Source organism: Burkholderia plantarii (assembly GCF_001411805.1).
GTDB lineage: Bacteria > Pseudomonadota > Gammaproteobacteria > Burkholderiales > Burkholderiaceae > Burkholderia > Burkholderia plantarii.
Window position 1 is genome coordinate 1475657 of record NZ_CP007213.1, and the last position, 25142, is coordinate 1500798.

Genomic DNA, 25142 nt, shown 5'->3' on the forward strand with positions numbered 1-25142 from the left:
ACCGCGCGGCGAAGCCAGGCAGGCTGGCGGAGGCGGCGGAGCCGGACCGACATCGACAGGCAAGGGGGCAGGCACGATGGACAGGAAGGAAGCGAGGGCGAAGGTGCGCGGACGGCTCGCGGCCGGCGAGACCAAGAGCGAGGTGTTCCGCGCGCTGTCGGGACAGGGCGTCAAGGATCGCGCGCTGGCGTTCCTGATCGCCTCGCATCTCGATCCGCGCCGTTACGAACAGAACCGGATCCACGTCAGGATCGTGATCGCGGTCGCTTGCCTGCAGCTGATCATCGGCCTGCTGACCGGCGCCTATCTCGGCGTGACCCGCTCGCCCGTGGAGGGAAGCATCGTCGGCGGCGTGGTGGTGGTGATGGCCGGCCTGTTCCTGTGGGGCTTCGCCACCCACAACGCGGGCGCCTACAACGCGTTCCTGCTCGTCACGATCGCGCAGTGGGCGCGGCAGCTGCGCGAATTCGCCGTCGATCCGGGCGGCGCGGCCGTGGCGCTCGGCGTCTCGATCGTGATCTTCGCCTACGTCTGGTTCGTGCGCAGCCGGCTGTTTCCCGATTTCGCGTTCATCGGCCCGCGCAAGGCGGGCGGCCAGTACGTGTTTACGGAGTGAAGATATTTCCCGCGGCGGCTGGATGCGCCGGTTCGTCAATATCTATCGATTTGGACGGGTTCGCCATGAAGAAATGGATCGCCTGCCTGCTGGTGGGGCTGCTCGGATGGCTGTTGCCGGCCGCCGCGATGGCCGCCGGTCAGGTCATCGGCAACATCGACGGCTTCCAGTCCGATGCCGCCGGCAATCCGGTGCTCATGGGCTGGGCGTGCCAGGTGGGCAATCCGGCTTCGATTTCGGTCGATCTCTATCTGAATCAACCGTATTCGGCCCAGGCCGGCGCATCGGGCTGGTTCGTCGGCCGCTTCGCCGCGAGCCAGCCGAGCGAGCCCTCGATCGCGTCCCGGTGCGGCACGACGGGGGCCAGCTACCGCTTTGCGATCACGCTCGCGTCGAACCAGTATCTGGCCGGCAGCGCGGTCTATGCCTACGGCATCATCGCCAGCGGCGGTACGCAGATTTCGGCCGGCACGGTGCCGCGGATCCCCGTCAACACGCAGGCCGCGATTCCTCCCGGCACGGTGGCGACCGGCACGCCGCTGGTGGTCTACGACACGGTCAACGATGCCGGCGCCGCCTGCGCGCCGCTGATCGACACGCCGCTCTACCCCCTCGCCTTTGCGTCGCCGGACGGCAACGGCGTGACGATGAAGTTCGCGGTGCTCTCCGACGACGGTAAGGATACCAACTACCTGGTGAGCGGGCAGATGAACGCGGTGGGTTCGGAGGTCCAGCCGTTCCACGTGAGCTGCGCGCCGGTGCTGACGAGCAGCCAGGACCCCGTGAGCGGTGATTTTCTCGGCAACCAATGGCTGGCCGGCTTCACCAGGGACACGGCCGGCAACGTCTATGCGCTGGTGCATGACGAGTACTACGGCGGCCAGTATCCCGACGCGAATTTCATGATTCCGTCCACGCCGGGTTGCAGCCTCGGCCAGCCCGCTGGCACGCCGATCAACGCGCTCGACTGCACCTACGCGTCGCTCTCCGTCGCGACGCTGCCCGCCGGCCAGGCGTCGTTCTCGCTGATCCACGGCGACACGCCGCCCCGGCAGGTCGCGGCGCGTCCGTCGTTCGCGTATGCGCCGAATTTCGGCCGGCCGATGGGCTATTTCACCAACACCAACATCCTGCTGAACAGCGACGGTTTCCGCTATGCGCTCGCGGTCGACAACCTGCCCTCGGGCACCGACCGGCGCTGCCCGATCCGCACCGCCGACCCCACCGATCCGTCGTCGTGGAAGGGCTGGGACGGCGCCACCTATACGGCCGACACGCCGAACGGTGCCGATTGCGCCGACGCGAACGGCCTTGGCGGCGTGTTTCCGTTCTACGTCGGCTACAGCACCTATTTCGGCAAGTTCATCGAGATCGGTGCGGCGCCGGCCAGCAGCGCGAGCAACGCGCCCGCGATGATCGTCTATGCGCTGTCGGGCGACTTCATCCACTGGTCGCAGCCGGTGAGCTTCGGCGTGTCGATCTTCAATACCGCGCCGGCTACCGGCTGGACCGGCAACAACTATCCGTCGCTGGTGGATGTCGCGGCGATTCAGAACAGCGGCGACGTCAATGCCTCGACGGGAGCCATCGTCGGCCAGCAGCCATGGCTCGTGTTCGAGCAGCACTACGTATGCAGCTCGGCGCAGGACCCGGATTGCCCGCCACCGGGCCGGCCGCCGCGCACGCGCTACACGGCGGTGCCGGTGGGATTCTCACGTTGACGGCCGGCCGTCACCTCACTTCTTCAGGCTGCGATACGAGGTCAGGTCGTTGATCGGGCCGACTTCCGGCCCCGTCACGCCGGGCCGCGTGGCGACCTGCGCGACCTTCTCGAACATGATCACGAACGGCGAGTGGTCGAGCACCGACTGCTGCAGCGCCTGATACAGCTTCGCGCGCTTGGCCGGCGACGGCTCGACGAGCGCCGCGTCGGTCTGCTTCGTCAGCTCGGGAATGTTCCAGCCGTTGCGCCAGGCCAGCATCTTGGTGGGCGAGGCGTCGGAATTGTCGGGATTCCAGGCGAAGCCGCGCGCGTTGCTGTTCGGGTCCATGTAGTCGGGCGACCACTCGCCGATGAAGATGTCGTGCTGCCGCGCGCGGTACTTGCCGATCGCCTGCTTCGCGTCGCCGGGCAGCAGCTTCACGCGGATGCCGGCCTGCGCGAAGTTCGCCTGCAGCGCCTGCGCGATCTCGACGTAGGGGTAATCGTTCGGCATGTCCATCGTCACGTCGAAGCCGTTCGCGAGGCCCGCCTTGGCCAGCAGCGCGCGGGCCTTGGCCACGTCGCGGTGGTACGGATTGCGGTCGAGCGCGCCGAGGAAGCCGTCGGGCAGGAAGGTCTCATGCACCTGGTAGGTGGCCGAGATGATGTTGCGCTGGATGCCGTCGTAGTCCACCAGCCACTTCATGGCCTGCTGCACCTCGGGCCGGGCCAGGTTCGGATTCTTCGTGTTGAGGCTCAGGTACATCAGCGCCGCCACCGGCGTGGTGGCGACGTGGATCCTGCCGTCCCTGGCGAGCGCGGCGAGGCTGTCGGGGCTCAGGTTGCGCGCCGCGTCGGCGTCGCCGTTTTCCAGCAGCAGCCGCTGCGCCGACGCCTCGGGCACGTGGCGCAGCACGACGCGCTTCATCGGATAGGGCGTGGGATAGCCGTCGAAGCGCTGCAGCACGAGGCTTTCGTTCGGCGTCCACTTGACCAGCTGGTACGGGCCGCTGCCGGCGTCGTGGGTCTTCAGCCAGGCGTTGCCGAAGTCGCCGTCGCGCGCGTGGCCGTCGAGCAGCTTGCGATCGGCGATCGAGGCGGGGCCGGTGCCGAGCACGTTCAGCACGAAGCTCGGCGCGGTCTTGCGGTCGGTCTGCAGCGTCACGGTGGCGGCATCCACGGCGCGCACCTTCTCCCGCACGTTGTCCTTGGTCAGGCCGAGATCGGCCAGCACGCCGGCCGGCCCCTTGCCGAGCAGCACCGTGCGCTGCAGCGACCAGGCGACGTCGTCGGCCGTGACCGGGTTGCCGGAATGGAACTTGAGGCCGGGCTTCAGCTTGAACGTGTAGGTGAGGCCGTCGGCGGCGACGCTCCACGACTGCGCGATCCGGCCTTCGAACTTCGTCGGGTCGTGCAGATCGACGCGCACCAGCCGCTCGTAGGTGTTCGCGACGTACTCGGACGGCACCTGTTCGTAGATCTCGGCCGGGTCGAGCGTCGAGAACTCGCCGATCTGCGTGGCGATCACGAAGATGCCGGCCGGCGTCGCGGCGGTGGCGGGAACGGCGGGCGCCAGCGCCGCGAGCGCGGCGGTGACGGCGAGCGTGGACAGCAGGCGCTTCATGCGGGCTCCGTCGAATCGGGGAATCCACGATTCTCTCATCCCGGCGCGCGCGTGACGGAAAAATGACGGGTGGCGTTGCGCCGAGCGAAGCGGCCGGCGGCGCCGGTCGGGCCGTCCCGGCGCGTACTACCAGTAGAGCACGAACGCGCCGTCGTCGCGCCGCACGCCGTGGCCCTGCAGCGTGATCCGTTCGATCGCGCCGTTGCAGGCGAGCACGGCCTGATGCGTGACGAGCCCGTCATGCACCACCAGCGCGCCGTCGCGATAGGCGAAGAACTCGGGTCGTTCGGCGTCGCCGGCCCACTGGTTGAGGCCGCTGCCGGGCGGCGTCGATAGCGACAGCGTGAAGCTCACGAGCTTGCCCGGCTCGGGCTCGAACGCGGGATAGACGTCGCGGAACTGCAGGTCGCGATGGATCTGCGCGACCGGGCCGCCGAACGCCGGATGCGGCAGGTAGATGTGGAAGCCGGGCAGCGCGGCGTCGTCGGCGAGCACGGCGGGCGCGCCGAGGCAGCCGGCGAGCGCGTCGGCCACGGTGTCGAGCAGCGGCCGGAACGTGCCGGCCAGCAGCGCGTTGCTGGCGTGGCGCACATCGGCGTCGCGATAGAGGTCGGTGCCGCCCGCGCTGCAGTCGAGATAGGCGGCCAGCCCCAGCGTGAAGAACGGCACGAGCGGATGGCGCTGCCGCCAGTGCGCGCGCATCCGCATCACGTGGCCGATCCAGTCGGCGCGCGCGGCGGCGTCGAGCACGTCGTCGAGATGGATCGGCTCGTGCGGCAGGCGGACGGGCGCGGGGCAGGGCATGCCGTTCATGGCCGGGGCTCCTTCGGATTCGGTCTGGCACGGCGCGCGGGCGCGGGGCGGCCGTGATCGACGATTATCGGAGCAGTGCCGCGCGACGGGGCCGCGAACGCGATCCGGCGTAGCGCGAATGCGAAGCGAGGTAGGGCGGGAGAGCCGGGTGGCCCGCGCCGCATGGCGGGACGCGCGAACGCAAGGCCCCCGGCGGCCAAGCCGGCCGGCTCGGACAGCCTCAGGCAGGACCATCCTGCGGCCCCGGTGCGGCCTGCTGGCGGTGCTCCTCGAGCATCTCCTTCAGCACCGCGACCGCGCCTTCGATCCGCGTCATCGTGTTGGCGATCTCCTGCCGGCTCTTTTCGAGCTTGCGCAACTGTTCCTCGCCGCGCGGCAGCTCTTCCTCGAACGTGCGGATCCGCTCGGCCACCGCGGCCATGTCGGCCTCGCCTTCCCTGATTCCCTTCAGCACCTCGATCGCGCCCTGGATGCGCAGCAGCGTGCGTTTCAGTTCGTCCTGTTTCCGCTGGTTCTCGTGCAGCGCGCGATCGCCCTGGCTCAGGTTTTCTTCGAACTGCCGGAGGCGTTCCAGGATCATGTCTTCGTTCATGTCGATGCGGATGGCAAGGGGTGGAGGGAGGTCGGGATGGCGTGCCGGCATTCAAGGGCGGCCGGCAGGTTCGTGACGGCGAGCCCTGCCATCGTGTATCGAAGTACGTCCTGGCCCATTGATTCACCCCGAGCTTCGAAGGATCCGGCATCGGGGCGGCCGGCAGGCGCCGTTACGCTCGTGCAGCTGCCATCGCGTCGATGTGTTTTCGGCGATGCCGGCAGACGATAGCGGTTATCAAATCGGCGGGCAATGCGTTTTTACTCGGGTCTTTACCCGACTTTCACCGGGTCGAAATGCGATGCCGGGGCGATTGCGGCTTCACGAGGCGTGATAGCGCGCGTCGGCCGGGATTTCCCCGGGCAGCGGCTCGCCGGCGAGTTCGCAGAGCGAGCGTTCGATCTGGCGCGTGAGCGTGTCGAGCGCGAGGTGGTGCGGGCCGGTGCCGAACGGGTCGGCGATGTGGCCGGCGATGGTGTCGAGCGCGATCAGCGTGTATGACACGAACACGGACACGAACGGCGTGGCGAAGCCGATCGAATCGACGAGGCCGAACGGCAGCATCACGCAGTAGCAGTAGATGGTCCGGTGCAGCAGCACGTGGTACGGGAACGGGATCGGCGTGGAGGCGATCCGCTCGCAGCCGGCCAGCTTCGCGCCGAGTTCGTTCAACTGCGCGTCGAGCATCCAGAGCTGCGTGTCGGTGAGCGCGCCGTCGCGGCGGCGCGCGGCCAGGCGCTCGCGCAGCAGCTGCAGTATCGTCACCGGCACGAAGCGCGCGGCGGCGCAGCGTGCCTGGGCCGCCGCGTCGAGATGGCGGGCGAGATCCCCGGCCGGATCGCTGCCGCGCAACTGGTGCTTCATCGCGTAGACGAACGCGATGGTGGTGCGCGCGCAGTCGCGGCCGGCCGGCGTGCCGTCGTAGGCGAGCGCCTGCGAGACCAGCGCGCGCGTGGCGGTCAGCACGCCGCCCCAGAGCTTGCGCGCCTCCCAGTAGCGGTCGTAGCTGGCGTTGTTGCGGAACGCCGCGAAGATCGCCAGCGCGAGGCCGGCCAGCGTGAACGGCGTGGGATTCAGCGGCACCTTGGTGCCGAAGATGCGGCCGTCGGTCAGCAGCGCCAGCAGGCTGATCACCGTCATCACCGCGAGCTGCGGCAGGATCGATTGCAGCACCGAGCCGTTCCAGACGAACAGCATCCGGAACCAGTGTTCGCGCGGACGGATGATCATGGCGGCAACTCCGGTACGACGGGTGAGGCCGGCAACCCTACCAGAACCTGGAACGGGCAACCATGGCGAGCGGGCCGGCGCGGGGATCGCGTTGCGCGCGTGGTGGCTCGCGCGGCGGGGCGATGAAGCCGGGCGGTGAAATCGGGGCGGTGAATGCGGGGCGGTAAAGCGGCACTTGCAAGCGCCGCCGTCGCCCTTCGTCAGGCCGCCGCGCGCGTGGCGCCGGCCGCCGAGCGGTGCATCAGCACCGGGATCGACTTCGAGGTCGGCGTGTTCGCGATGTCGGCCGTGCTGTCGAGCGGCACCAGCGGATTCGTTTCCGGGTAATAGGCGCCGATGCAGCCGCGCGGGATGTCGTACTCGACCAGCAGGAAGCCGTCGGCGCGACGCTCGATGCCGTCGTGCCAGACCGTTTCCAGGTCGACCCAGTCGCCGGCCTGGAAGCCGAGCATCGCGAGGTCGTCCCGGTTCGCGAACACCACGCGGCGCTGGCCGAACACGCCGCGGTAGCGGTCGTCGAGCGCGTAGATGGTGGTGTTGTACTGGTCGTGCGAGCGGGTCGTCATCAGCGTCAGCAGCTTCTCGCCGTGCTGCGCGCGGGCGCGGTGGATCGGCGAGTCGGTCGGCAGCGCGTGGGTGATGAAGTTCGCCTTGCGGTTCGGCGTGATCCAGTCGCGCTCGCGCGAGGCCACCCGCAGGTGGAAGCCGCCCGGCTGCGCGATCCGCTCGTTGTAGTGCTCGAAGCCGGGGAAGGTGGCCTCGATCGCGTCGCGCACGCGCGCGTAGTCGTTCATGTAGCCGTGCCAGTCCACCGTGTCGTCGGGGCCGAACAGCGCCATCGCCATGCGCGCGACGATCGCCGTCTCCGACAGCAGGTTCGGCGAGGCCGGCTTGTTCATCCCGTAGGAGACGTGGACCATGCTCATCGAATCCTCCACCGTCACGCCCTGCGAGACGCCGTTCTGCAGGTCGATCTCGGTGCGCCCGAGGGTGGGCAGGATCAGCGCGTCGGTGCCGTGGATCAGGTGGCTGCGGTTCAGCTTGGTGGTGATGTGGACCGTCAGCGCGCAGCGGCGCAGGCCGTCCCAGGTACGCGGCGTGTCGGGCGTGGCCATCGCGAAGTTGCCGCCCAGGCCGATGAACACCTTCACGCGGCCTTCCAGCATCGCCTCGATGGTCTCCACCACGTCGTAGCCGTGATGGCGCGGCGGCTCGAAGCCGTAGACCTGGCCGAGCCGGTCGAGGAACGCCATGTCCGGTTTTTCCTCGATGCCGACCGTGCGGTTGCCCTGCACGTTCGAGTGGCCGCGCACCGGGCACAGGCCCGCGCCCTCGCGGCCGATGTTGCCGCGCATCAGCATCAGGTTCGACAGCATGTGGACGGTCTGGACCGAATGCTTGTGCTGCGTGATGCCCATGCCCCAGGTGGCGATCACGCGCTCGCTCGACGCATAAAGCCGCGCGAGCGAATCGATCTGCTCGTGGGACACGCCGCTCTCGGCGGTCAGCGCGGCCCAGCTCTCGGCCCGCAGGTCGGCGGCGAACGCGTCGAAACCGGCGCCGTGCTCGTCGATGAAGGCCACGTCGAGCACGCGCGGCTCGCTGGCCAGCACGGCCGCGTCGTCGAACTCGAGCACGCGCTTGGCGACGCCCTTGATCAGCGCGAAATCGCCGCCGATGGTCGGCTGCACGAAGGTGGTGGCGATCCTGGTGCTGCCCATGGTCAGCATCTCGACCGGGCTCTGCGGATCGGAGAAGCGTTCGAGGCCGCGCTCCTTGAGCGGGTTGATCGAGACGATCTTCGCGCCGCGCTTCGCGCATTCACGCAGCTCGCCGAGCATGCGCGGGTGGTTGGTGGCCGGGTTCTGGCCGAAGATCATCAGCAGGTCGGCGTGCTCGAAATCGTCGAGCGTCACCGTGCCCTTGCCGACCCCGACCGTGGCCGGCAGCCCGCGGCTGGTAGCCTCGTGGCACATGTTCGAGCAGTCGGGGAAGTTGTTGGTGCCGAAGCGGCGCACCAGCAGCTGGTAGAGGAACGCGGCCTCGTTGCTGGCGCGCCCCGAGGTGTAGAACGCCGCGTGGTTCGGATCGTCGAGCGCGTTCAGGTGGCGCGCGATCAGCGTGAACGCATCGTCCCAGGCGATCGGCACGTAGCGGTCGCTGGCGGCGTCGTAGACCATCGGATCGGTCAGGCGGCCGTGCTGCTCCAGCTCGTAATCGGACTGGTCGAGCAGCGCGGTGACGGCGTTCGCGGCGAAGAATTCGGGCGTGACGCGCTTCGAGGTGGCCTCGGCGGCCACCGCCTTCACGCCGTTCTCGCAGAATTCGAAGGTGGACGCGTGCTGGCGGTCCGGCCAGGCGCAGCCCGGACAGTCGAAGCCGTCGGGCTGGTTCTGCTTGAACAGCGTGCGGTAGTTGCCGCCCGCCACGCGTTCCTTGATCAGGTTGATCGCCACCTGCTTGACCGCGCCCCAACCGGCGGCGGCGTGGTGATAGGGTTCGATGCGCGGAATCGGAGCTTTCTTCTTCATGGCTGAAGCCGTTACGGGGCCGCCTCTGGCGACGATGGACAAAGCGTACCCGCGGCGTCATGCCTCATGGGTACACACCTGATCTATCGCAAAAAGAGTACAGTTCCGTTTCCAGAACGCCTGACGCCCCTCAACTGTGCTTTCCCCCTCCCTGAAAGGCGCCGCATGACGCGCTACGAAAAGCTGGCCGACGAGATCGACGAGATGATCCGGCGCGGCGTCTACCGCCCCGGCGAGCGCGTGCCGTCGGTGCGGCAGGCGGCGCGCCAGCACGACCTCAGCATCACCACCGTGGTGCGCGCCTACCTCGTGCTGGAGAGCCGCGGCGCGATCGAGAGCCGGCCTCAGTCGGGCTACTTCGTGCGCGCGCGCGAGGCCGCCGGCGGCGAGCCGGCGCTGAACGCGAGCACGCCGATCGCGGTGTCGTCCACGGTGGACGTGAGCCGGCTGGTGCTGTCCACGCTGCGCAGCATCGCGCGCGACGACGCGGTGCCGCTCGGCTCGCCGTATCCCGACTCGGCGCTGTTCCCGTCGCAGCGGATCGCGCGCCACATGCACGCGATCGCGCGCGGGCGCACGCGCTGGGGCGTGGTGGACGACCTGCCGCCCGGCAACCCCGAGCTGATCCGGCAGATCGCGCGGCGCTACGGCGAGCGCGGCATCGCCGTCGATCCGAACGAGATCGTCGTGACGATCGGCGCGACCGAGGCGATCAACCTGTGCCTGCAGGCGGTGGCGCGGCCCGGCGACACGATCGCGGTGGAATCGCCGACCTTCTACGCGATGCTGCACGCGATCGAGCGGCTCGGCATGCGCGCGATCGAGGTGGCCACGCATCCGGTGGACGGCATCGACCTCGACGCGCTGGCGCGGATCCTCGAACGCGAGCCGATCGCCGCCTGCATGGTGATGCCGAACTTCCAGAACCCGCTCGGCTTTCGCATGAGCGACGCGCGCAAGGCCGCGCTGGTCGCGCTGCTCGAACGCCACGACGTGCCGGCCATCGAGAACGATGTCTACCACGAGCTCTATTACGGCGAGGTGCGCCCGAGCGCGCTGAAGTCGTTCGACCGGCGCGGGCTGGTGCTGCACTGCGCGTCGTTCTCGAAGAGCCTGTCGCCGGCCTACCGGATCGGCTGGGCGATGCCGGGCCGCTACCGCGACCAGGTCGAGAAGCTCAAGTTCCTGAACACGCTCGGCACGCCCGCGCTCGACCAGCTCGCGATCGCCGAATACCTCGGCCACGACGGCTACGACCACCACCTGCGGCGGATCCGCAAGACCTTCGCGCAGCAGGCCAACCTGATGGCGGCCATGGTTCGGCGCTTCTTTCCCGACGGCACGCGAATCTCGCAGCCGGCGGGTGGCTACGTGCTGTGGGTGGAACTGCCGCCCGCCTGCGATGCGATCGCGCTGTACCGGCTCGCGCTGGCCGAGCGGATCACCATCGGGCCGGGGCACATGTTCTCGACCACCGGCAACTACCGGCACTGCATCCGGCTCAACTACAGCTATCCGTGGTCGCCGCAGATCGAGGACGCGGTGCGCCGGCTCGGGCGGCTGGTGGCGTTCGCCTCGGACCGCGGCGCGGTGGGCGGCGAGGGGGGCGGGACCGCCCGCGCCGGCGGGCAGGACGGGCAGGGCAAGGACCAGGGCAAGGGCGGCCCGAAGCCGCGCAAACGACCGACGAACCAGGAGGGACACGATGACGAACCGACCGCATGATGGCAGGCCCGACGCGCGGCACGACTACGACGGCCCGGCCGGCGACGCCGCCAACGACGCTGGCGGGCTCGACCCGACCATCGCCGCGGTGCTGCGGCAGTTGCGCGACGCGCTGACCGAAACGCCGGGCCGCGCCTGGTCGCTCGCGAAGCTGAGCAAGCGCTCGCAGGTGCCGATGAGCACGCTGCGACGCACGCTCACGCAACTCGACGCGGCCGGCCTCACGGCCACCGAACTCGGCGACGACGGCATCGGGCACGCGGTGCTGACGCAGGAGGGCATGGCGCTGTGCGAGGCGCTGTTCGGCGCCAACGACTGACGGCAAGGCGGGGCAGTCGGCGTCGGGCGGGCGACCGGCGTGACGCCGGCGTCGGCGTCGGCGCCGGGTGCCGCGCGTGATGCGCATGGCACCCGGCGGGCTCGGGAAGGACGTGCCGGATGTCGTTCGATGAATCGTAAGGATGCCGTATCGATGACGTAAATCGTACCCGAAACGCCGCCGCGGGCGCGGACGGCGGCACGCGGAAGCAGGGGATTCAAGCCGAAAAGGCAATTGACGCCGATCAATACTGGCCGTCTTTTGAGGGCGCCTAATTTTGATTGTGTCCACCCTTTTCCGAGGTTCGCATCATGGAACTCCCGCTCAGCGGCATCAAGGTCATCGACTTCACCGGCGTTCAATCGGGCCCGGCCTGCACCCAGATGATGGCGTGGTACGGCGCCGACGTGATCAAGGTCGAACGGCCCGGCGTGGGTGACGTCACGCGCAACCAGCTGCGCGACATTCCCGATCTGGACGCGCTCTACTTCACGATGCTCAACAGCAACAAGCGTTCGCTGGAATTGAACACGAAGACGCCCGAGGGCAAGGCGATCATGGAGCAGCTGGTCCGCGAGGCCGACATCCTGGTCGAGAACTTCCACCCTGGCGCGCTCGACCACATGGGCTTCACCTGGGAGCATCTGCAGGCGTTGAACCCGCGCCTGATCTTCGGTTCGATCAAGGGCTTCGACGACGATTCGCCCTACGCCCACATCAAGGCCTACGAGAACGTCGCGCAATGCGCGGGCGGCGCGGCCTCCACCACCGGCTTCTGGGACGGCCCGCCCACCATCAGCGCGGCCGCGCTCGGCGACAGCAATACCGGCATGCACCTGCTGATCGGCCTGCTCACCGCGCTGATCGGCCGGGAGAAGACGGGCCGCGGGCAGCGCGTGACGATCTCGATGCAGGACAGCGTGCTGAACCTGTGCCGCGTGAAGCTGCGCGACCAGCAGCGGCTGGAGCGCGTGGGCTACCTCGAGGAATATCCGCAGTACCCGCACGGCACGTTCACCGACGTGGTGCCGCGCGGCGGCAACGCGGGCGGCGGCGGCCAGCCCGGCTGGATCCTCAAGTGCAAGGGCTGGCAGAGCGATCCGAACGCCTACATCTATTTCACGATCCAGGAGCAGAACTGGCCGGCGACCTGCGACGCGATCGGCAAGCCGGAATGGAAGGACGATCCGGCCTACAACACGGCCAAGGCGCGGCAGTCGGTGATCTTCGAGATCTTCGCCGAGATCGAGAAGGTGCTGGCCGACAAGACCAAGTTCGAGGCGGTCGATTACCTGAGCGGGTTCGACGTGCCGTGCGCGCCGGTGCTGACGATGAAGGAAATCGCCAACGACGCCTCGCTGCGCGCGAGCGGCACCGTGGTCGAGGTCGAGCAGAAGAAGCGCGGCAAGTACCTGACGGTCGGCAGTCCGATCAAGTTCTCCGGGTTCACGCCGAAGATCGCCGGCGCGCCGCTGCTGGGCGAGCACAACGACGAGATCCTCGCCGCGCTCGGCTATTCGAAACAGCAGATCGATGCGTTGCGCGAGAAGAAGGTCATCTGACCGGCCCGGCCGGCATCAAGCCGGTACTTGACGGATATCTGACTGCATCGGCGCCACGGCGCCGACCCACCGCATCGGAGCAGGACATGGCGGACATTTCCACCCAGCCGGCCACGACGGACGGCTTTCATCTGGTCGTGCAGGCGCTGAAGCTGAACGGCCTCGACACGATCTACGGCGTCGCCGGCATTCCCATCACCGATCTCGCGCGGCTCGCCCAGGCCGAGGGCATCCGCTATCTCGGGTTTCGCCACGAGCAGTCGGCCGGCCACGCGGCGGCCATCTCGGGCTATCTGCGGCAGTGGCCGGGCGTGTGCCTGACCGTCTCGGCGCCGGGCTTCCTGAACGGGCTCGTGGCGCTGGCCAACGCCACCACCAACGGCTTCCCGATGATCCAGATCAGCGGCTCGAGCGATCGTGCCATCGTCGACCTGCAGCAGGGCGACTACGAGGAACTCGACCAGCTCAGCGCGGCGCGGCCGTTCGCGAAAGCAGCATTCCGCGTCAACCGGCCCGAGGACATCGGCATCGGGCTCGCGCGTGCGATTCGCGCGGCGGTGTCGGGGCGCCCCGGCGGCGTCTATCTCGACCTGACGGCCGCCGCGCTGGCCGCGACGCTCGACGCGCCGGCGGCGGCGCGCTCGCTCGTCACGGTGGTCGACGCGGCCCCGGCGCGCGCGCCGCAGCCGCAAGCGGTGAGCCGAGCGCTCGCGCTGCTGGCCGAGGCGCGGCGCCCGCTCGTGATCCTCGGCAAGGGTGCCGCCTACGCGCGCGCCGAAGGCGGGATCCGCGCGTTCCTCGAAGCCACCGGCATTCCCTATCTGCCGATGTCGATGGCCAAGGGCCTGCTGCCCGACGACCATCCGCAGTCGGCCGCCGCGGCGCGCTCGCTCGCGCTGGGGCAGGCCGACGTCGTGATGCTGGTGGGCGCGCGGCTGAACTGGCTGCTGGGGCACGGCCGCGCGCCGCAGTGGGCGCAGGACGCGCGCTTCATCCAGATCGACATCGAGCCCGCCGAGTTCGACAGCAACCGCGCGATCGACGCGCCGCTGGCCGCCGACATCGGCTCCGCGATGGCGGCGCTGCACGCCGGGCTCGCCGCCACGCCGGTGCAGGCGCCGCGCGACTGGATCGAGGCGATCGCCGAACGCCGGCGCCGCAACGAGACGCGCATGGCGCAGACACTGCAGGCCGATCCGAGCCCGATGACGTTCCAGAGCGCGCTGCGCGCGGTGCGCGACGTGCTCGCCGCGCACGACGAGGTCCATCTCGTCAACGAAGGCGCGAACACGCTCGACTTCGCCCGCAACATCATCGACATGCGGCAGCCGCGCCGGCGGCTCGACGCCGGCACCTGGGGCGTGATGGGGATCGGCATGGGCTACGCGATCGGCGCCGCCGTCACGAGCGGCCAGCCCGTGGTGGCGCTCGAAGGCGACAGCGCGTTCGGCTTCAGCGGCATGGAGATCGAGACCCTCTGCCGGTATCGGCTGCCGGTGGTGATCGTGGTCTTCAACAACGGCGGCATCTATCACGGCGACGACGTGAATCGCGGCGGCGGCACCGACCCCGGGCCGACCGTGCTGATGGGCGCGGCGCGCCACGACCGGCTGATCGAGGCGTTCGGCGGCACCGGCTACCGCGTCGAGCGTCCGGCCGAGCTGGCCGCGGCGCTGAGCGCGGCGCTGGCCGCCGGCACGCCGGCGCTGATCGACTGCGTGATCGATCCGCATGCCGGCACGGAAAGCGGCCACCTGAAGAACCTCAACCCGCGCAGCGCGCTGGCGGCGGCGAAGTGAAGCCGCGCCGTCGCGCGGCGCGTGCTGTCGGCCGCGCGGCGGCGCCCCACGTTGCGGCGCGCTCGCGCCGCGGCGGTTCCCATTCCGATGGAACGACCCGATGACATTCCCATCCGACAACACCGGCCGTCGCGCCGGCCCGTTTTCCAACCTGCTCGTGATCGATCTCACGCACGTGCTCAACGGCCCGTTCGGCACCAGCATCCTGGCCGATCTCGGCGCGCGCGTGATCAAGGTGGAGCAGCCCGGCCACGGTGATGACACGCGCCTCTACGGCCCGTTCGTGCAGGACCAGTCGCTCTACTTCAGCTTCGTCAATCGCGGCAAGGAAAGCGTCGTGCTCGATCTCAAGGACGAAGCCGACCGCACCATCTTCCTGAACATGGTGCGCCGCGCCGACGTGCTGGCCGAGAACTTCCGGCCGGGCACCATGCAGCGGCTCGGCTTTTCCTACGAGACGCTGTCGGCGCTGAACCCGCGGCTGGTCTACGCCTCGTCGTCGGGCTTCGGCCAGACCGGGCCGATGGCCACCTATCCGGCCTACGACACCATCGTGCAGGCGATGAGCGGCATCGTCGACGCGACCGGCTTTCCCGACGGGCCGCCCACGCGCGTCGGCACCTCGCTGTCGGACCTGTGCGGCGGCCTCTACCTGTTCAGCGGCATCGCCAGCGCGCTCTACGACCGCGAGCGCACGGGCCGCGGCACGCACGTCGACGTGGCGATGTTCGACGCGACGCTCGCGTTCCTCGAACACGGCTTCATGTCCTACGTGGCGACCGGCCGTGCGCCGGGCCGGATCGGCAACCGCCATCCCTACATGGCCCCGTTCGACATCTACGAGGCGCGCGACCGCCCGCTCGTGATCTGCGCCGGCAACGACGCGCTGTTCCTGAAGCTGTGCGAAGCGCTCGGCCGGCCCGGGCTGGCCGCCGATCCGCGCTTCGCCGGCAACCACGAGCGCATGGAGCACGCCGACGCGCTGCGGCGCGAACTCGAGACGAGCCTGCGCGAGCGGGACGCGGCCCACTGGTTGCGCGTGATCCACGAGGCCGGCGTGCCGGTGGGGCCGCTGCTGGACATCGCCGAGGCGGCGGCGCTGCCGCAGACGGCCGCGCGCAACATGCTGATCGAGGCGGGCGGCATCCGGATGCCCGGCAATCCGCTCAAGCTCGGCGGCTACGACGATCCGGCGGTGCGCCCCGGTGCGCCGTCGCTCGACCAGCACGGCGAGGCCTTGCGCAGCGAGTTCGCGACGCGCAAGCCGGCCTGGTGAGCGTGGAGCGGGCGATGGCGAGCGAATCCGCCCGCGAGCCGCCCGCCGCGCCGCCGCTGCGCGTCAACGTGCGGCGCGTGGTGGCGCTGACCACCGTGTGCGGCTTCGTCGAGGTGATCGGGTTTCGCGACGCCGGCGGCATCTATCCGGCCATCATGACCGGCAACACCGTGCAGCTCGGCTGGAGCCTCGCGCAGGGCGCGGGCGCGCGCTTCGCGCTGCTGGCCTTCGCGATCGGCGCGTTCTTCGTCGGCTGTCTGGCGGCCAGCCTGATCCGGCGCCACCTGAAGCGGCCCGCGCTCGAACTCTGCATCATGGCGGCGCTGCTGGTGGCGGCCGATTTCGTGCGCGGCCACCCGGCGCTGCGGGTTCCGGTCGAGTTGCCGGTGCTGGCGCTCGCGCTCGGCATGCAGGGCGAGACGGTCAGCCGCTTCGGCGCGGTGTCGCTGCAGACGCTGGTGGTCACCAACAACATCGTGAAGTTCTGCGATGCCTTCGTCGGGCGCTATCTCGGCGGCCGGCACGCGAAGGCGCCGCGCCCGGCGCTGGCCGAGGTGCTGCTGCCGGGGCTGGCCTGGTTGACCTACAGCCTGTCGGCCGCGGCCGGGGCGATCGTCTCGGCGTGGATCGCGATGCCGCTGATCGTGCCGGCGCTGATCCTGGTGCTCGTGACGGTCGACCTGATCCGCATGCCGGACCGCTGAGCGCGCCGCGACCGGCCCGCGCCGGCCTTTCCCCCACACCGACAAGGAGCGGACATGACGGAAACGTCTTCACTGGACGGGTTCATGATCGACCAGGCCCCCGATGCGCTGATCGCCTCGGACGCGCGCGGCACGATCATCCGCTGGAATCTCGCGGCCGAGGCGCTGCTCGGCTATCGCGCCGACGAGGCGCTCGGCCGCAGCCTGGACCTGCTGATCCCGCCGCATCTGCGCGCCGCGCACTGGCGCGGCTTCGAGCAGGCGATGCGCACGGGCCGCACGAAACATCACGGCGAGGCCGTGCTGACCGCGGCGACGCACAAGGACGGCACGCGCCGTTATGCGGAGGTGGCGTTCTCGCTGATCCGGGATGGAGAAGGGCGGATCGCCGGGGCGCTCGCGATCGCGCGGCCGAAGCGGCGCGAGGGGTGAGCGGCGAGGTCCGGGCGCGGGCATCAGGTGGGGGCTGCCTGCCGGGTCGGAGCGCGGCGCTCGGATGGCGTGTCCGGAGGCCGGCTTCGACGCCGGCCGCCATGCCCTGAAACCGCGCCCGAGGCCGATCCGTCGGCGCCGGCGGGCAGCCGCAGCCCCTGCCCGAGGCCGGGCCGGCCGGGCGAGGCATGACGGGGTCGAAGCGAACGCGCGGCCAGCCGACAGGCGCATATTGTTATCGTTCGCGCCGCCTTCCGGCTTCGTTTTTCAGCTTCGAGGTTCGCAAACCGGGCGCCGCCCTTTTGTGCGAGTCCTAGAGTCGTGGTCATTCGCTCCGGCCCGTCGACCGGGGCTCCCTATCGTATTCATCGAGGAAGACCATGGCACCGAAGGGCATCAAGGGGTCCGGCAGTACTCGGGGCGGTTACGCGCCCGAGGATTTCGGCCAGCAATCCGGTCATGGCGCGGACCGCTCGGACCGCAGCCGCGGCGAGCCTCGTCAGCGCAGCCATCACAATTCGTCGCTGGTGCCCCCTCCCAGGCAGCACCACCGGGCGGAGGGATCGTCGCGCGCGGGCGGGTCGTCGTCGAGCGCGGAGCCATCGGCGGAACTGGCGCAGCATATCCGGCACCTGCGCAGGAACGAACTGTCGTCCAATGATCGGCGGGTCCTCGACGAGGTCGAGGCGTATCGGATGGGCGGTACGCGGCCCCAGCATCCAGTCGCGGTGGAGATCATGCGGCGTTCCCGCAGGTTCATGCCACAGGAGACGGCAGGCGCGGTCGCGGACCGGACCGAGGCCATCGCCGAAACCATGATCGATCTCGGCGCGGCGCCATCCGCGCCGCGGCCGCCCGCGGTGGCCCCCGACGCCCATCGCCGGGTGGCCGGTGCGATCGACAGCCATCTGTTCGGCCAGGGCGAGGTCGATGCCGATACCCGGGCGCTGATCGACGAGATGCTGGCCTTCGAAACGCATGGCGCGCGGCCTCCGTCGGGATCGCCGATGCGGCCGATCGCCGACATCATGCGCAGCGGTTTCGCTGGCGAGAGCACCCAGGTGGATCGCCAGAACGTCATGTTCCTGGCGCTGAGCGATCTGCTCGGCGTGCATCCGAACGAGGTGCTCGGACCGCCCGACCGGGAGACCGGCCTGCCGTCGAACGTGAACCTGGTGGTAGAGGAAACCAGCACCATGGCCGACTGGATGGCGGAGGTCGCCATGCGCGGCGCCGATCCGGACACCCGCAGGGCGGCGGATCAGATCAACCGGTTCATCGAGACCGGCGAGATCCCTTACGGGATGGACGAGGACACCGCGCGCATCATCGAGGTCGCCAGCCGCGAGACTTCGCCGGCCAGCTCGCCGAGCGGGTCGCCGCATTCGCGTCCGGGGGGCCTGCAGCCCCGTCTCCCGGACATCGTGGACGCAGCGGACGCCACCACGGCACGTCGCAACGCGGTCACGCGCATGCTGCTGCAGGTCATGAACAACGAGGGCGGTGGAACCTTCCGCCGGGGCGCGTATTCCACGGCCAACTCGCTCATGCGCAACGTCGCCACGGTGATGGTGCCGACCATGCTGCGGCAATATCTTGACCAGGGCATCGCATCGCGGATGGACCGGCTTACCGAGCACGAGCAGCTCGGCCTGTCGCTGACGGCCGCGCTGATTCCGCCGCTGCTGCTCGGCATCGGCGCCTATGTCGATCGCGACAAGGCGACCACCGCCAGCAACATCTCGCGCGCGACGCTCGCGCTGGTGAGCTTCGGCGCGATCGCCGCGGCAGTGTCGACCGGCGACATGGCGAGCCTCGGGCCGGCGCTGATCGGTTACCTGACCTACGCCGCGATGCGCGACCTCGGGCAGAAGTTCATCAAGCTCGACAACCCGGACGCCAATCCGGACATGCGGCTCGCCACCACGATGAAGGGCGCGGGCGCCTATGTCGCGAATCAGACGATCGCGGGCGCGATGATGACCTACCTCGCGTCGCCGTCGGGCGCGGGGGCTGCCGGCAGGCCCCTGGAGGCCCTGAATGGCCTGCTGCGGGGCATCATCAACGGCGCCGCCGAGAGTGGCGACGACGTGACGTATAACTCGTTCGCCTCCCGCGAGGTGGGCCAGTCGCTGCGGCTCACGCTGTCGGGCGCGGTGCCGACGCTCCGCCAGCTGGCGTCGACCTACACGACGACGTCGCCGTCGCGCGCGACGCTCAGCACCGTCGATGCGATGTTGAGCACCGTGGTCGGTTCGGCGCTCGCGCGCACCAACCTGAGCGCCACGGCGCAGAACAATCTCGGCAACCTGTTCGGCGCGGCCGTGCTCGGCGTGCTGTATTCGGCGTTCCTGCACATTCACCAGGAGCCGCCGGCCGCGACGCAGGACGTGGAAAGCGGGCGTCCGCGAATCCGCGTGTCGGGCGAGTCCGGCGGCGAATCGTTCGGGATGGACCGGCTGTCGCTCGATGATCGCTCCACGCGCTCGGGCTTCACCGGCAACGTCGGCCTGGGCGGCGGCAGTTCGACCCGGGCCTTGCCGCCCTCGACGCGCGTGCCAAGCACGCGTAGCCGCTCGTCGTCGGTGCAGGGTTTGGCGCCGTCGCCGTATGTCAGCCGGCCGCCGTCGATCCGACGCGATTATCAGCCGCCGCGTGACGAGCGCTTCGACGACCGGGGCCTTTCCGACAACCCGTTCGCCCCGCAGCCTCAGTTCCTGGCACCGCCGCCGCCGGGACAATTCGGTGGCGGCTTTGGCCCCCCGTATCCGCCGCAGATGCCGCCTCAGCCTCCGGCCGACCGGTTGCGTGAGCGCTTCAATCGCGGAGGGGGCGGGGGCTTCGAGGGGCCGCCGCTGCCGCCGCACATGCGGCCGAACCGCGACCCGTCGATCCGTTCGCAAAATTCCGACTCGACGGCGTTCTACTCGTTCGAGTCGCAGTCCGACGAGTCCAGGTACTACACGCCGGGCGGCTCGACTCGCAGCCAGCGTTCGCGTCGCTCCGAGGACGACGATCCGGGCTACCGGTGAATCGCGGCCCGCGCCGCCGGGCATGGCGCGGGGTGGCTGCGCCATGCCCGGCCGGCCGGGCGGCGATGGCGGGCTGACGCTATCCTCCCTTCACCCCGGTCGTGTCTTCTCAAGCACCCGCACGGTGCCTTGGGAGCCCGACCGGGAGAGGAACGGGCGCGGCCATCCCGAGGCACTTCCACCTCGCGAACACCGCCCGGCCTTCGCGGCCGGGTCCTTCGTCAGCGCGGCACGGCCAACGTGACGATCTCTGCCGCGCTGTCGAGTCGTTCGACCTGCCAGCACCGCTCGATCAGCGCACGAGTCTGATCGGCGGGCAGGATGCCGTCCGCCAGGTCGGCGAACTTCTTCTCCAGTTGCGCATCGCTCATCGGCACCTCGGTGCTGCCGATCGCGTGCCGGATGAACATGTGCAGCTTGCGGCCGTCCTTGAGCGTGATGGTCATGTCCACCTGCTCGGGCCTGATCGTCGGATCGACGATCGCATCCACCTTGTCTCGCAATGCGACCACGCGCGGGTCGCGCACTTTCGCGTCGCTGAACTGCTTTTCCCCCGCCGCCCCGTCGATGATCGCGATGGCGACCGCGTAATAGATGCTGAACTTTCCCTCGAGGCCGGTGCGCGGTGTTTTCTTGCCGGTCAGCTCGAGCACCAGAGGATGGACGCGCAGATCGATGCGCTCGATCTGATCCGCGCTCAGGCGGTTCTGGTTGCGCAGCTGGATGGCCGCGTCGAGCGCGGGATGGATCACGATTCCGCAGGCAAACGGCTTGTAGGTGTTCAGCGTCGATTCGTAGTGGGTGCCGAGGCCTTCGGTGATCTCGCGGTAGTCCTGCTTGGTGCTGATCGCATTGGCCCAGCCGCGTTTGGCTTCGATCATGCCGTCCGAGCTGGTGTAGTCGCGGCTGGCGAGGATCGCGGCGAACATGCCGTTCGCGGCGGCCCGGCCGGGATTGAAGCTCTTGTTCATCGAGCCGAACGATTCGCGCAGGCCGACCGGCTGCGAGGCCGCCAGGCCCAGTGCCCAGACCGTCTGCTGCACGCTCAGGCCCATCAATCTGGCCATCGCCGCCGCCGAGCCGAACACGCCGCAGGTGCCGGTGATGTGCCAGCCCACGTCGTAGTGATTGGGGTAGACGGCGTTGCCGATCCGCAATTCGGTCTCGATGCCCAACACCAGCGCATTGAGGAAATCCGCGCCCGACACCGGTCGATATTGGGCATAGGCGAGGATCGCGGAGGCCACCGGCCCGGCCGGGTGGATGATTGTCTTCAGGTGCGTGTCGTCGTAGTCGAAGATATGGCTGCTGACGCCGTTGACGAACGCCGCGTTCATGATGTCGAAGCGCTCGGTGCGCCCCAGCAGGTTCGCCTGCGGCGGCCCCGAGAACGGCGCGAGCGCGGCCACGGCGCGCTCCACGGTTGCGTCGCGCGAACCGCCGACCGCCACGCCGACCCAGTTCATGAAGGTCCGCACGCCTTCGCGGCGCGCCGCCGCTGGCAGATCGCGGTAGCTCGTGCGCTGGATGAATTCGGCGAGCATCCGCGTGACGCGCGGCGGATTGGCGGCGGCCGGCGCGGCCGTTGCGGCTGGAATCGGCGCCTCGGGCGCCGGAGCCGTCGAAGCCGTTGATTCGGCGGGGCGGCTTTGCGCGAACGCGGTTCCGCCGGTGGCGGAGGCCAGGGCGCCGGCGGCGCCCGTCTTGAGGAAGTTGCGACGGTCAAGCATCGGCATCGGTTCGTCTCCTCGACATGAGATGCGGGAAGGTCATACGGCAATCAGGGGTCGCGGTTCGCGCAGGTCTTTCAGTGTCTCGGGCCGTTCGAGTCGTGCGGGCAGCGCCGTGCGGCGCGGGATCGGGCGGCAGGCTCGCTTGGGCGCGTACCGTCGAGCGACCGCGCGGCGGCGGACTGAACAATCCGCCGCCGCTGCGGCCGGTGGCGATCGGACATGGCGCGTCTCCTGGATACGATGCGGGGCAGATTGTCCCCCGATCTTTTAACTGTCGACAGTTTTGTGGGTCGCGGTATAAGAATTCCGATAAGAATTAAAATTTACCGCGTAAACTGCACATTATCAGAGATTGCCTGGAAGCAAATGAGAAAAAGTGTCGACACATTGGCGTCCGATGCCGACGGAGAATCGTCGCGTGTGACGGAAATCATCGACTGGATCGCGCGCGGCATCATCGAGGGGCGGCTGCCGTCCGGTGCCGACCTGAATTCGGTCGAGCTGGCCAGGCGCTTCCAGGTGAGCCGCACGCCGGTGCGTGAAGCGTTGTTCGTGCTGAGTCGCGAGGGGTTGGTGGACTGGGCGCCGAGGCGGCGGCCGCGCGTGTCGGGCATCGAGCTGCAGGACGTGCGCGAGTTGTACCAGCTGCGGGCGGTGCTGTATGCGCAGGTGTCCGGTGCGATCGTCGAGCGCGCCACCGGGCACGACATCGCGCGCCTGTGGGCCGCGCATGGCCGGCTCGCCGAGGCCGCCGCGCGCGGCGACGTGGACGGATATTTCTGGGCCAACGTCGCGTTCCGGGACGAGGAACTGCAGGTCTGCGGCAATCGGATCTTTCGCGAAGTGCTCGACTCGATGCGCCTGCGCATCAACCGGCTGCGCCGTTTCAGCACGGCCTTGCCGGGCCGCATGCAGCGGTCCTGCACCGATCATCAGCGCCTCTGCGAAGCGTATGCGGATCGCGATGCGGGACTGGCCGCGGCGCTGAACCAGTCGATCGTGACGGGCGCGCTGCGGGCGATCGAGCAGGCATGGCAGGAAGGCGGGGCGCCCGGCGGCGCCGTGGCCATCGACGCCTAGTTCACGCCGTTGGACCTTGCCTGGATCGAGGCCCTTCGTCGATCGCGTGAGCGCACCCCGGCCAAGGGCGCCCGCGTCAGTCGGAGGCCGGGCTGCCCAACGCGCCGCGCTGGGCCAGCACGAACGCCACGAACCGCGCCGCCGCCGGATCGCGCATCTCGACCGGATACGCGAGATGCAGCGGCGCCGAGAAGCCGGCGCCGTCCGTGAGCGGGCAGAACACCGCGCTGCGGTGATCGTAGCGGCGCATCGAGGCCGGCACGAGCGTCACGCCGAGGCCGGCCGCCACCATGTGGATGCCGGTCAGCATGCGCGGCACCTCGCGCGCGACATGCGGCACGAACCCCTGGCGCCGGCACGCGGCGAGGAAATCGGCGTACATGCCGGGCGCGCCGGGCCGGCGCACGAGGATGAACTCCTCGTGTTCGAGCGCCTTCAGCGAGATCGCCGGCGGCGCGTCGCCCATCCCCTCCAGCAGCCGGTGCCCGACCGGCAGCACCACCACCATCGGCTCGTCGAGCATCTGCTCGAACGCCACCCCTGACGGCGTATCCACCGGTTTTCTCAGGAACGCCACCTGCAGCTGCCCGTTCGACAGCCCCTCGATCAGCTCGGCCGCGTTGCGCTCCGACAGCGAGATCTCGATGCCGGGGTTGGCCGCGCGAAACGCGCGGATCGCGTCGGTGGTCAGCGGGTGGAAGCCGGCCGAGCTGGTCAGCCCGACCGCGATCGCGCCGAGTTCGCCGCGCGCGATCCGCCGCGCGTGCGCGATGCCCTGCTGCAGCGTGTCGAGCACCAGCCCGGCGTTCTGCGCGAACGCGCGGCCGGCCGGCGTCAGCTCCACGCCGCGCGGCTGGCGCACGAACAGGTCGAAACCGATTTCCTCCTCCAGCAGCCGGATCTGCTGCGACAGCGGCGGCTGCTGCATCGCCAGCCGCTCGGCGGCGCGGGTGAACTGGCCTTCCTCGGCGACGGCGAGGAAGTACCGCAGGTGTCGCAATTCCATGCTGGGAGGCTCCGGGCGGGCGTAAACATGTCCCATATTTTACAAATATGGCACTACTAGAAAATTGATATTTTACATCTGGTTCGGGACTCCCTAGGATTGCGCCTGACCCGTCAGCCCATAGGTGGCAAGGGTTTCCGGGAAACGGAACCCGGCGCCGCACGACAACAATGTTCAGGAGACTCGTTGTGAAAAAGCACCATGCCGCAGCCGCCGTGCTGCTTGCCGGATGCGCGTCCGCTTACGCGCAGCAGGATGAAATCGACGAAGCGCTGCAACTGGCGACGGGCGGCGGAGGCGGCGGCAGCTCGGTGATGCTGTACGGCGTGATCGACGCGAACGTCGAATACCTGACCCACGCGAGCACCACGGGCGGCGCGCTGGTGCGCGAGAATTCCGGCGGCATCCACAACTCGCGGTTCGGCGTGCGCGGCTCGGAAGACCTCGGCGGCGGCAATTCGGCCTGGTTCGTGCTCGAGTCCGGCTTCAACACCAACGACGGCACCCAGGCCACGGCGGGCACGCTGTTCAACCGCACCTCGGCCGTCGGCCTGTCGAACCGCACGTTCGGCTCGCTGTCGTTCGGCCTGCAGTACACGCCGATGTACGACGTGATGCTGCGCTACGACCCGATGTCGTTCTCGCCGCAATACACGTGGTTCCCGACCACCGGCTCGTCCGATTCGTTCTCGTTCCGCGCGCGCAACAGCAACATGGTGAAGTACGTGGGCCGCTTCGGTGGCGTCACTGCGATCGCAGGCTACAGCTTCGGCGGCGATCCGGCCTCGTTCCAGAGCAGCGCGGCCTACGGCGGCGGCCTCGACTACGACGGCGGCACGTTCGGCGTCGGTCTCGCCTACGATTACCGCAACGGCGCGATCAACACCGCCGGCAACTTCACGAAGTCGCGCAACATCTCGCTGGCGTTCCGCCAGGACGTGGGCCGCGGCCAGCTGATGGCGGGCTACGAACACTTCCTGACCGATCCGTCGAGCGTGAAGACGCCGTCGTCGGCGCAGGCGCTGTGGTTCGCGGGCATCCGCTACCCGGTGATGCGCAACCTGAAGGTGACGGCCGCCTACTACTACGACCAGGACAAGACGCCGGGCGAGTCGAACACCTGGATGGGGGTGCTGAGCACGCAATACGCGCTGTCCAAGCGCACCTCGCTCTATGCGACGGTGGCCTACGCGCAGGCTACGCGCGGCAACAACGGCAGCTTCACGCCGGTCGGCACCACCGACGAAACCGCGTTCGGTCCGAACCAGACCGGGGTGACGATTGGCATGTTCCACCGGTTCTGAGCGCCTTACCCGTTTGACGTCGGGTCGAAGCCGCGCGCCGTGCGGCGACGGCCCACCAGGAG

The 25142-nt window shown here is 69.3% G+C and carries 19 protein-coding genes; 12 read left to right on the top strand and 7 right to left on the bottom strand.

Annotation, left to right across the window (positions count from 1 at the left end; translation table 11 throughout):
- Nucleotides 1-76: 76 nt before the first annotated feature.
- Both bpln_RS23595 and bpln_RS23600 read left to right on the top strand, forming a co-directional pair.
- Nucleotides 77-616, top strand: a complete 540-nt coding sequence (locus bpln_RS23595) for a hypothetical protein (protein ID WP_055140161.1) — start codon at nt 77-79, stop codon at nt 614-616.
- A 65-nt stretch (nt 617-681) separates the two neighbouring features.
- Nucleotides 682-2337 carry a hypothetical protein gene (locus bpln_RS23600; protein ID WP_055140162.1) on the top strand — a complete coding sequence of 552 codons (1656 nt, stop codon included), beginning with the start codon at nt 682-684 and terminating at the stop codon, nt 2335-2337.
- Between the two features lie 15 nt (nt 2338-2352).
- Here the strand turns inward: bpln_RS23600 and bpln_RS23605 are convergent, their stop codons facing one another.
- The 5 genes from bpln_RS23605 to bpln_RS23625 all read right to left on the bottom strand — a co-directional run bounded on the left by bpln_RS23605 (nt 2353) and on the right by bpln_RS23625 (nt 9108).
- Nucleotides 2353-3942, bottom strand: coding sequence for an ABC transporter substrate-binding protein (locus bpln_RS23605; protein ID WP_055140163.1), 1590 nt, complete (start codon nt 3940-3942; stop codon nt 2353-2355).
- A 126-nt stretch (nt 3943-4068) separates the two neighbouring features.
- The gene (locus bpln_RS23610; protein WP_042627675.1) at nt 4069-4755 is read right to left on the bottom strand and encodes a hypothetical protein; all 687 of its coding nucleotides are present in this window, start codon (nt 4753-4755) and stop codon (nt 4069-4071) included.
- Nucleotides 4756-4975: 220 nt separating this feature from the next.
- Nucleotides 4976-5398 (bottom strand): hypothetical protein, encoded by a 423-nt coding sequence (locus tag bpln_RS23615; protein WP_123863733.1) that lies wholly within the window; start codon nt 5396-5398, stop codon nt 4976-4978.
- Nucleotides 5399-5668: 270 nt separating this feature from the next.
- Nucleotides 5669-6577 carry a bestrophin family protein gene (locus bpln_RS23620; RefSeq protein WP_042627677.1) on the bottom strand — a complete coding sequence of 303 codons (909 nt, stop codon included), beginning with the start codon at nt 6575-6577 and terminating at the stop codon, nt 5669-5671.
- Nucleotides 6578-6777: 200 nt separating this feature from the next.
- Entirely contained in the window at nt 6778-9108 is a 2331-nt protein-coding gene (locus bpln_RS23625) for an FdhF/YdeP family oxidoreductase (protein WP_055140164.1), read from the bottom strand.
- Between the two features lie 165 nt (nt 9109-9273).
- Between bpln_RS23625 and bpln_RS23630 the strand changes: the two genes are divergently transcribed.
- From bpln_RS23630 to bpln_RS23665, 8 genes are all read left to right on the top strand, one after another.
- Entirely contained in the window at nt 9274-10833 is a 1560-nt protein-coding gene (locus bpln_RS23630; protein ID WP_055140165.1) for an aminotransferase-like domain-containing protein, read from the top strand.
- On the top strand, nt 10814-11152 hold the full coding sequence (locus bpln_RS23635; RefSeq protein ID WP_055140166.1) for a hypothetical protein: 339 nt from the start codon (nt 10814-10816) through the stop codon (nt 11150-11152). The genes bpln_RS23630 and bpln_RS23635 overlap by 20 nt, the downstream gene beginning before the upstream one ends.
- Before the next feature lie 311 nt (nt 11153-11463).
- The gene (gene frc, locus bpln_RS23640; RefSeq protein ID WP_042627681.1) at nt 11464-12714 is read left to right on the top strand and encodes a formyl-CoA transferase; all 1251 of its coding nucleotides are present in this window, start codon (nt 11464-11466) and stop codon (nt 12712-12714) included.
- Between the two features lie 86 nt (nt 12715-12800).
- Nucleotides 12801-14513, top strand: coding sequence for an oxalyl-CoA decarboxylase (gene oxc, locus bpln_RS23645; RefSeq protein WP_055140167.1), 1713 nt, complete (start codon nt 12801-12803; stop codon nt 14511-14513).
- Between the two features lie 100 nt (nt 14514-14613).
- A complete protein-coding gene (yfdE, locus tag bpln_RS23650) occupies nt 14614-15789 on the top strand; it encodes a CoA:oxalate CoA-transferase (RefSeq protein ID WP_055140168.1) in 1176 nt (391 codons plus the stop codon).
- A 14-nt stretch (nt 15790-15803) separates the two neighbouring features.
- Nucleotides 15804-16493 carry a YoaK family protein gene (locus bpln_RS23655; protein ID WP_042629363.1) on the top strand — a complete coding sequence of 230 codons (690 nt, stop codon included), beginning with the start codon at nt 15804-15806 and terminating at the stop codon, nt 16491-16493.
- 54 nt (nt 16494-16547) lie between these two features.
- Nucleotides 16548-16925 carry a PAS sensor domain-containing protein gene (locus bpln_RS23660; protein WP_042627684.1) on the top strand — a complete coding sequence of 126 codons (378 nt, stop codon included), beginning with the start codon at nt 16548-16550 and terminating at the stop codon, nt 16923-16925.
- A 380-nt stretch (nt 16926-17305) separates the two neighbouring features.
- Nucleotides 17306-19957 carry a hypothetical protein gene (locus bpln_RS23665; protein WP_148654144.1) on the top strand — a complete coding sequence of 884 codons (2652 nt, stop codon included), beginning with the start codon at nt 17306-17308 and terminating at the stop codon, nt 19955-19957.
- Nucleotides 19958-20178: 221 nt separating this feature from the next.
- On the opposite strand, the gene bpln_RS23670 is transcribed toward bpln_RS23665, so the two are convergent.
- Nucleotides 20179-21693 (bottom strand): MmgE/PrpD family protein, encoded by a 1515-nt coding sequence (locus bpln_RS23670; RefSeq protein ID WP_055140170.1) that lies wholly within the window; start codon nt 21691-21693, stop codon nt 20179-20181.
- Nucleotides 21694-22056: 363 nt separating this feature from the next.
- Between bpln_RS23670 and bpln_RS23675 the strand changes: the two genes are divergently transcribed.
- A complete protein-coding gene (locus bpln_RS23675) occupies nt 22057-22770 on the top strand; it encodes a GntR family transcriptional regulator (RefSeq protein WP_055140171.1) in 714 nt (237 codons plus the stop codon).
- A 76-nt stretch (nt 22771-22846) separates the two neighbouring features.
- Here the strand turns inward: bpln_RS23675 and bpln_RS23680 are convergent, their stop codons facing one another.
- The gene (locus bpln_RS23680) at nt 22847-23776 is read right to left on the bottom strand and encodes a LysR family transcriptional regulator (RefSeq protein WP_055140172.1); all 930 of its coding nucleotides are present in this window, start codon (nt 23774-23776) and stop codon (nt 22847-22849) included.
- A gap of 188 nt (nt 23777-23964) precedes the next feature.
- On the opposite strand from bpln_RS23680, the gene bpln_RS23685 reads away from it, so the two are divergent.
- Entirely contained in the window at nt 23965-25080 is a 1116-nt protein-coding gene (locus bpln_RS23685) for a porin (RefSeq protein ID WP_042627689.1), read from the top strand.
- The last annotated feature ends 62 nt before the right edge of the window (nt 25081-25142 follow it).

Bases quoted from the DNA above. Each gene is read 5' to 3' on its own strand.
- yfdE (WP_055140168.1), top strand. From the start codon at position 14,614: ATGACATTCCCATCCGACAACACCGGCCGTCGCGCCGGCCCGTTTTCC.
- bpln_RS23615 (WP_123863733.1), bottom strand. From the start codon at position 5,398: ATGCCGGCACGCCATCCCGACCTCCCTCCACCCCTTGCCATCCGCATC.
- bpln_RS23655 (WP_042629363.1), top strand. From the start codon at position 15,804: ATGGCGAGCGAATCCGCCCGCGAGCCGCCCGCCGCGCCGCCGCTGCGC.
- bpln_RS23660 (WP_042627684.1), top strand. From the start codon at position 16,548: ATGACGGAAACGTCTTCACTGGACGGGTTCATGATCGACCAGGCCCCC.
- bpln_RS23625 (WP_055140164.1), bottom strand. From the start codon at position 9,108: ATGAAGAAGAAAGCTCCGATTCCGCGCATCGAACCCTATCACCACGCC.
- bpln_RS23635 (WP_055140166.1), top strand. From the start codon at position 10,814: ATGACGAACCGACCGCATGATGGCAGGCCCGACGCGCGGCACGACTAC.
- bpln_RS23610 (WP_042627675.1), bottom strand. From the start codon at position 4,755: ATGAACGGCATGCCCTGCCCCGCGCCCGTCCGCCTGCCGCACGAGCCG.
- bpln_RS23680 (WP_055140172.1), bottom strand. From the start codon at position 23,776: ATGGAATTGCGACACCTGCGGTACTTCCTCGCCGTCGCCGAGGAAGGC.
- bpln_RS23665 (WP_148654144.1), top strand. From the start codon at position 17,306: ATGGCACCGAAGGGCATCAAGGGGTCCGGCAGTACTCGGGGCGGTTAC.
- bpln_RS23595 (WP_055140161.1), top strand. From the start codon at position 77: ATGGACAGGAAGGAAGCGAGGGCGAAGGTGCGCGGACGGCTCGCGGCC.
- bpln_RS23605 (WP_055140163.1), bottom strand. From the start codon at position 3,942: ATGAAGCGCCTGCTGTCCACGCTCGCCGTCACCGCCGCGCTCGCGGCG.
- oxc (WP_055140167.1), top strand. From the start codon at position 12,801: ATGGCGGACATTTCCACCCAGCCGGCCACGACGGACGGCTTTCATCTG.
- bpln_RS23675 (WP_055140171.1), top strand. From the start codon at position 22,057: ATGAGAAAAAGTGTCGACACATTGGCGTCCGATGCCGACGGAGAATCG.
- bpln_RS23630 (WP_055140165.1), top strand. From the start codon at position 9,274: ATGACGCGCTACGAAAAGCTGGCCGACGAGATCGACGAGATGATCCGG.
- bpln_RS23620 (WP_042627677.1), bottom strand. From the start codon at position 6,577: ATGATCATCCGTCCGCGCGAACACTGGTTCCGGATGCTGTTCGTCTGG.
- bpln_RS23670 (WP_055140170.1), bottom strand. From the start codon at position 21,693: ATGCCGATGCTTGACCGTCGCAACTTCCTCAAGACGGGCGCCGCCGGC.
- frc (WP_042627681.1), top strand. From the start codon at position 11,464: ATGGAACTCCCGCTCAGCGGCATCAAGGTCATCGACTTCACCGGCGTT.
- bpln_RS23600 (WP_055140162.1), top strand. From the start codon at position 682: ATGAAGAAATGGATCGCCTGCCTGCTGGTGGGGCTGCTCGGATGGCTG.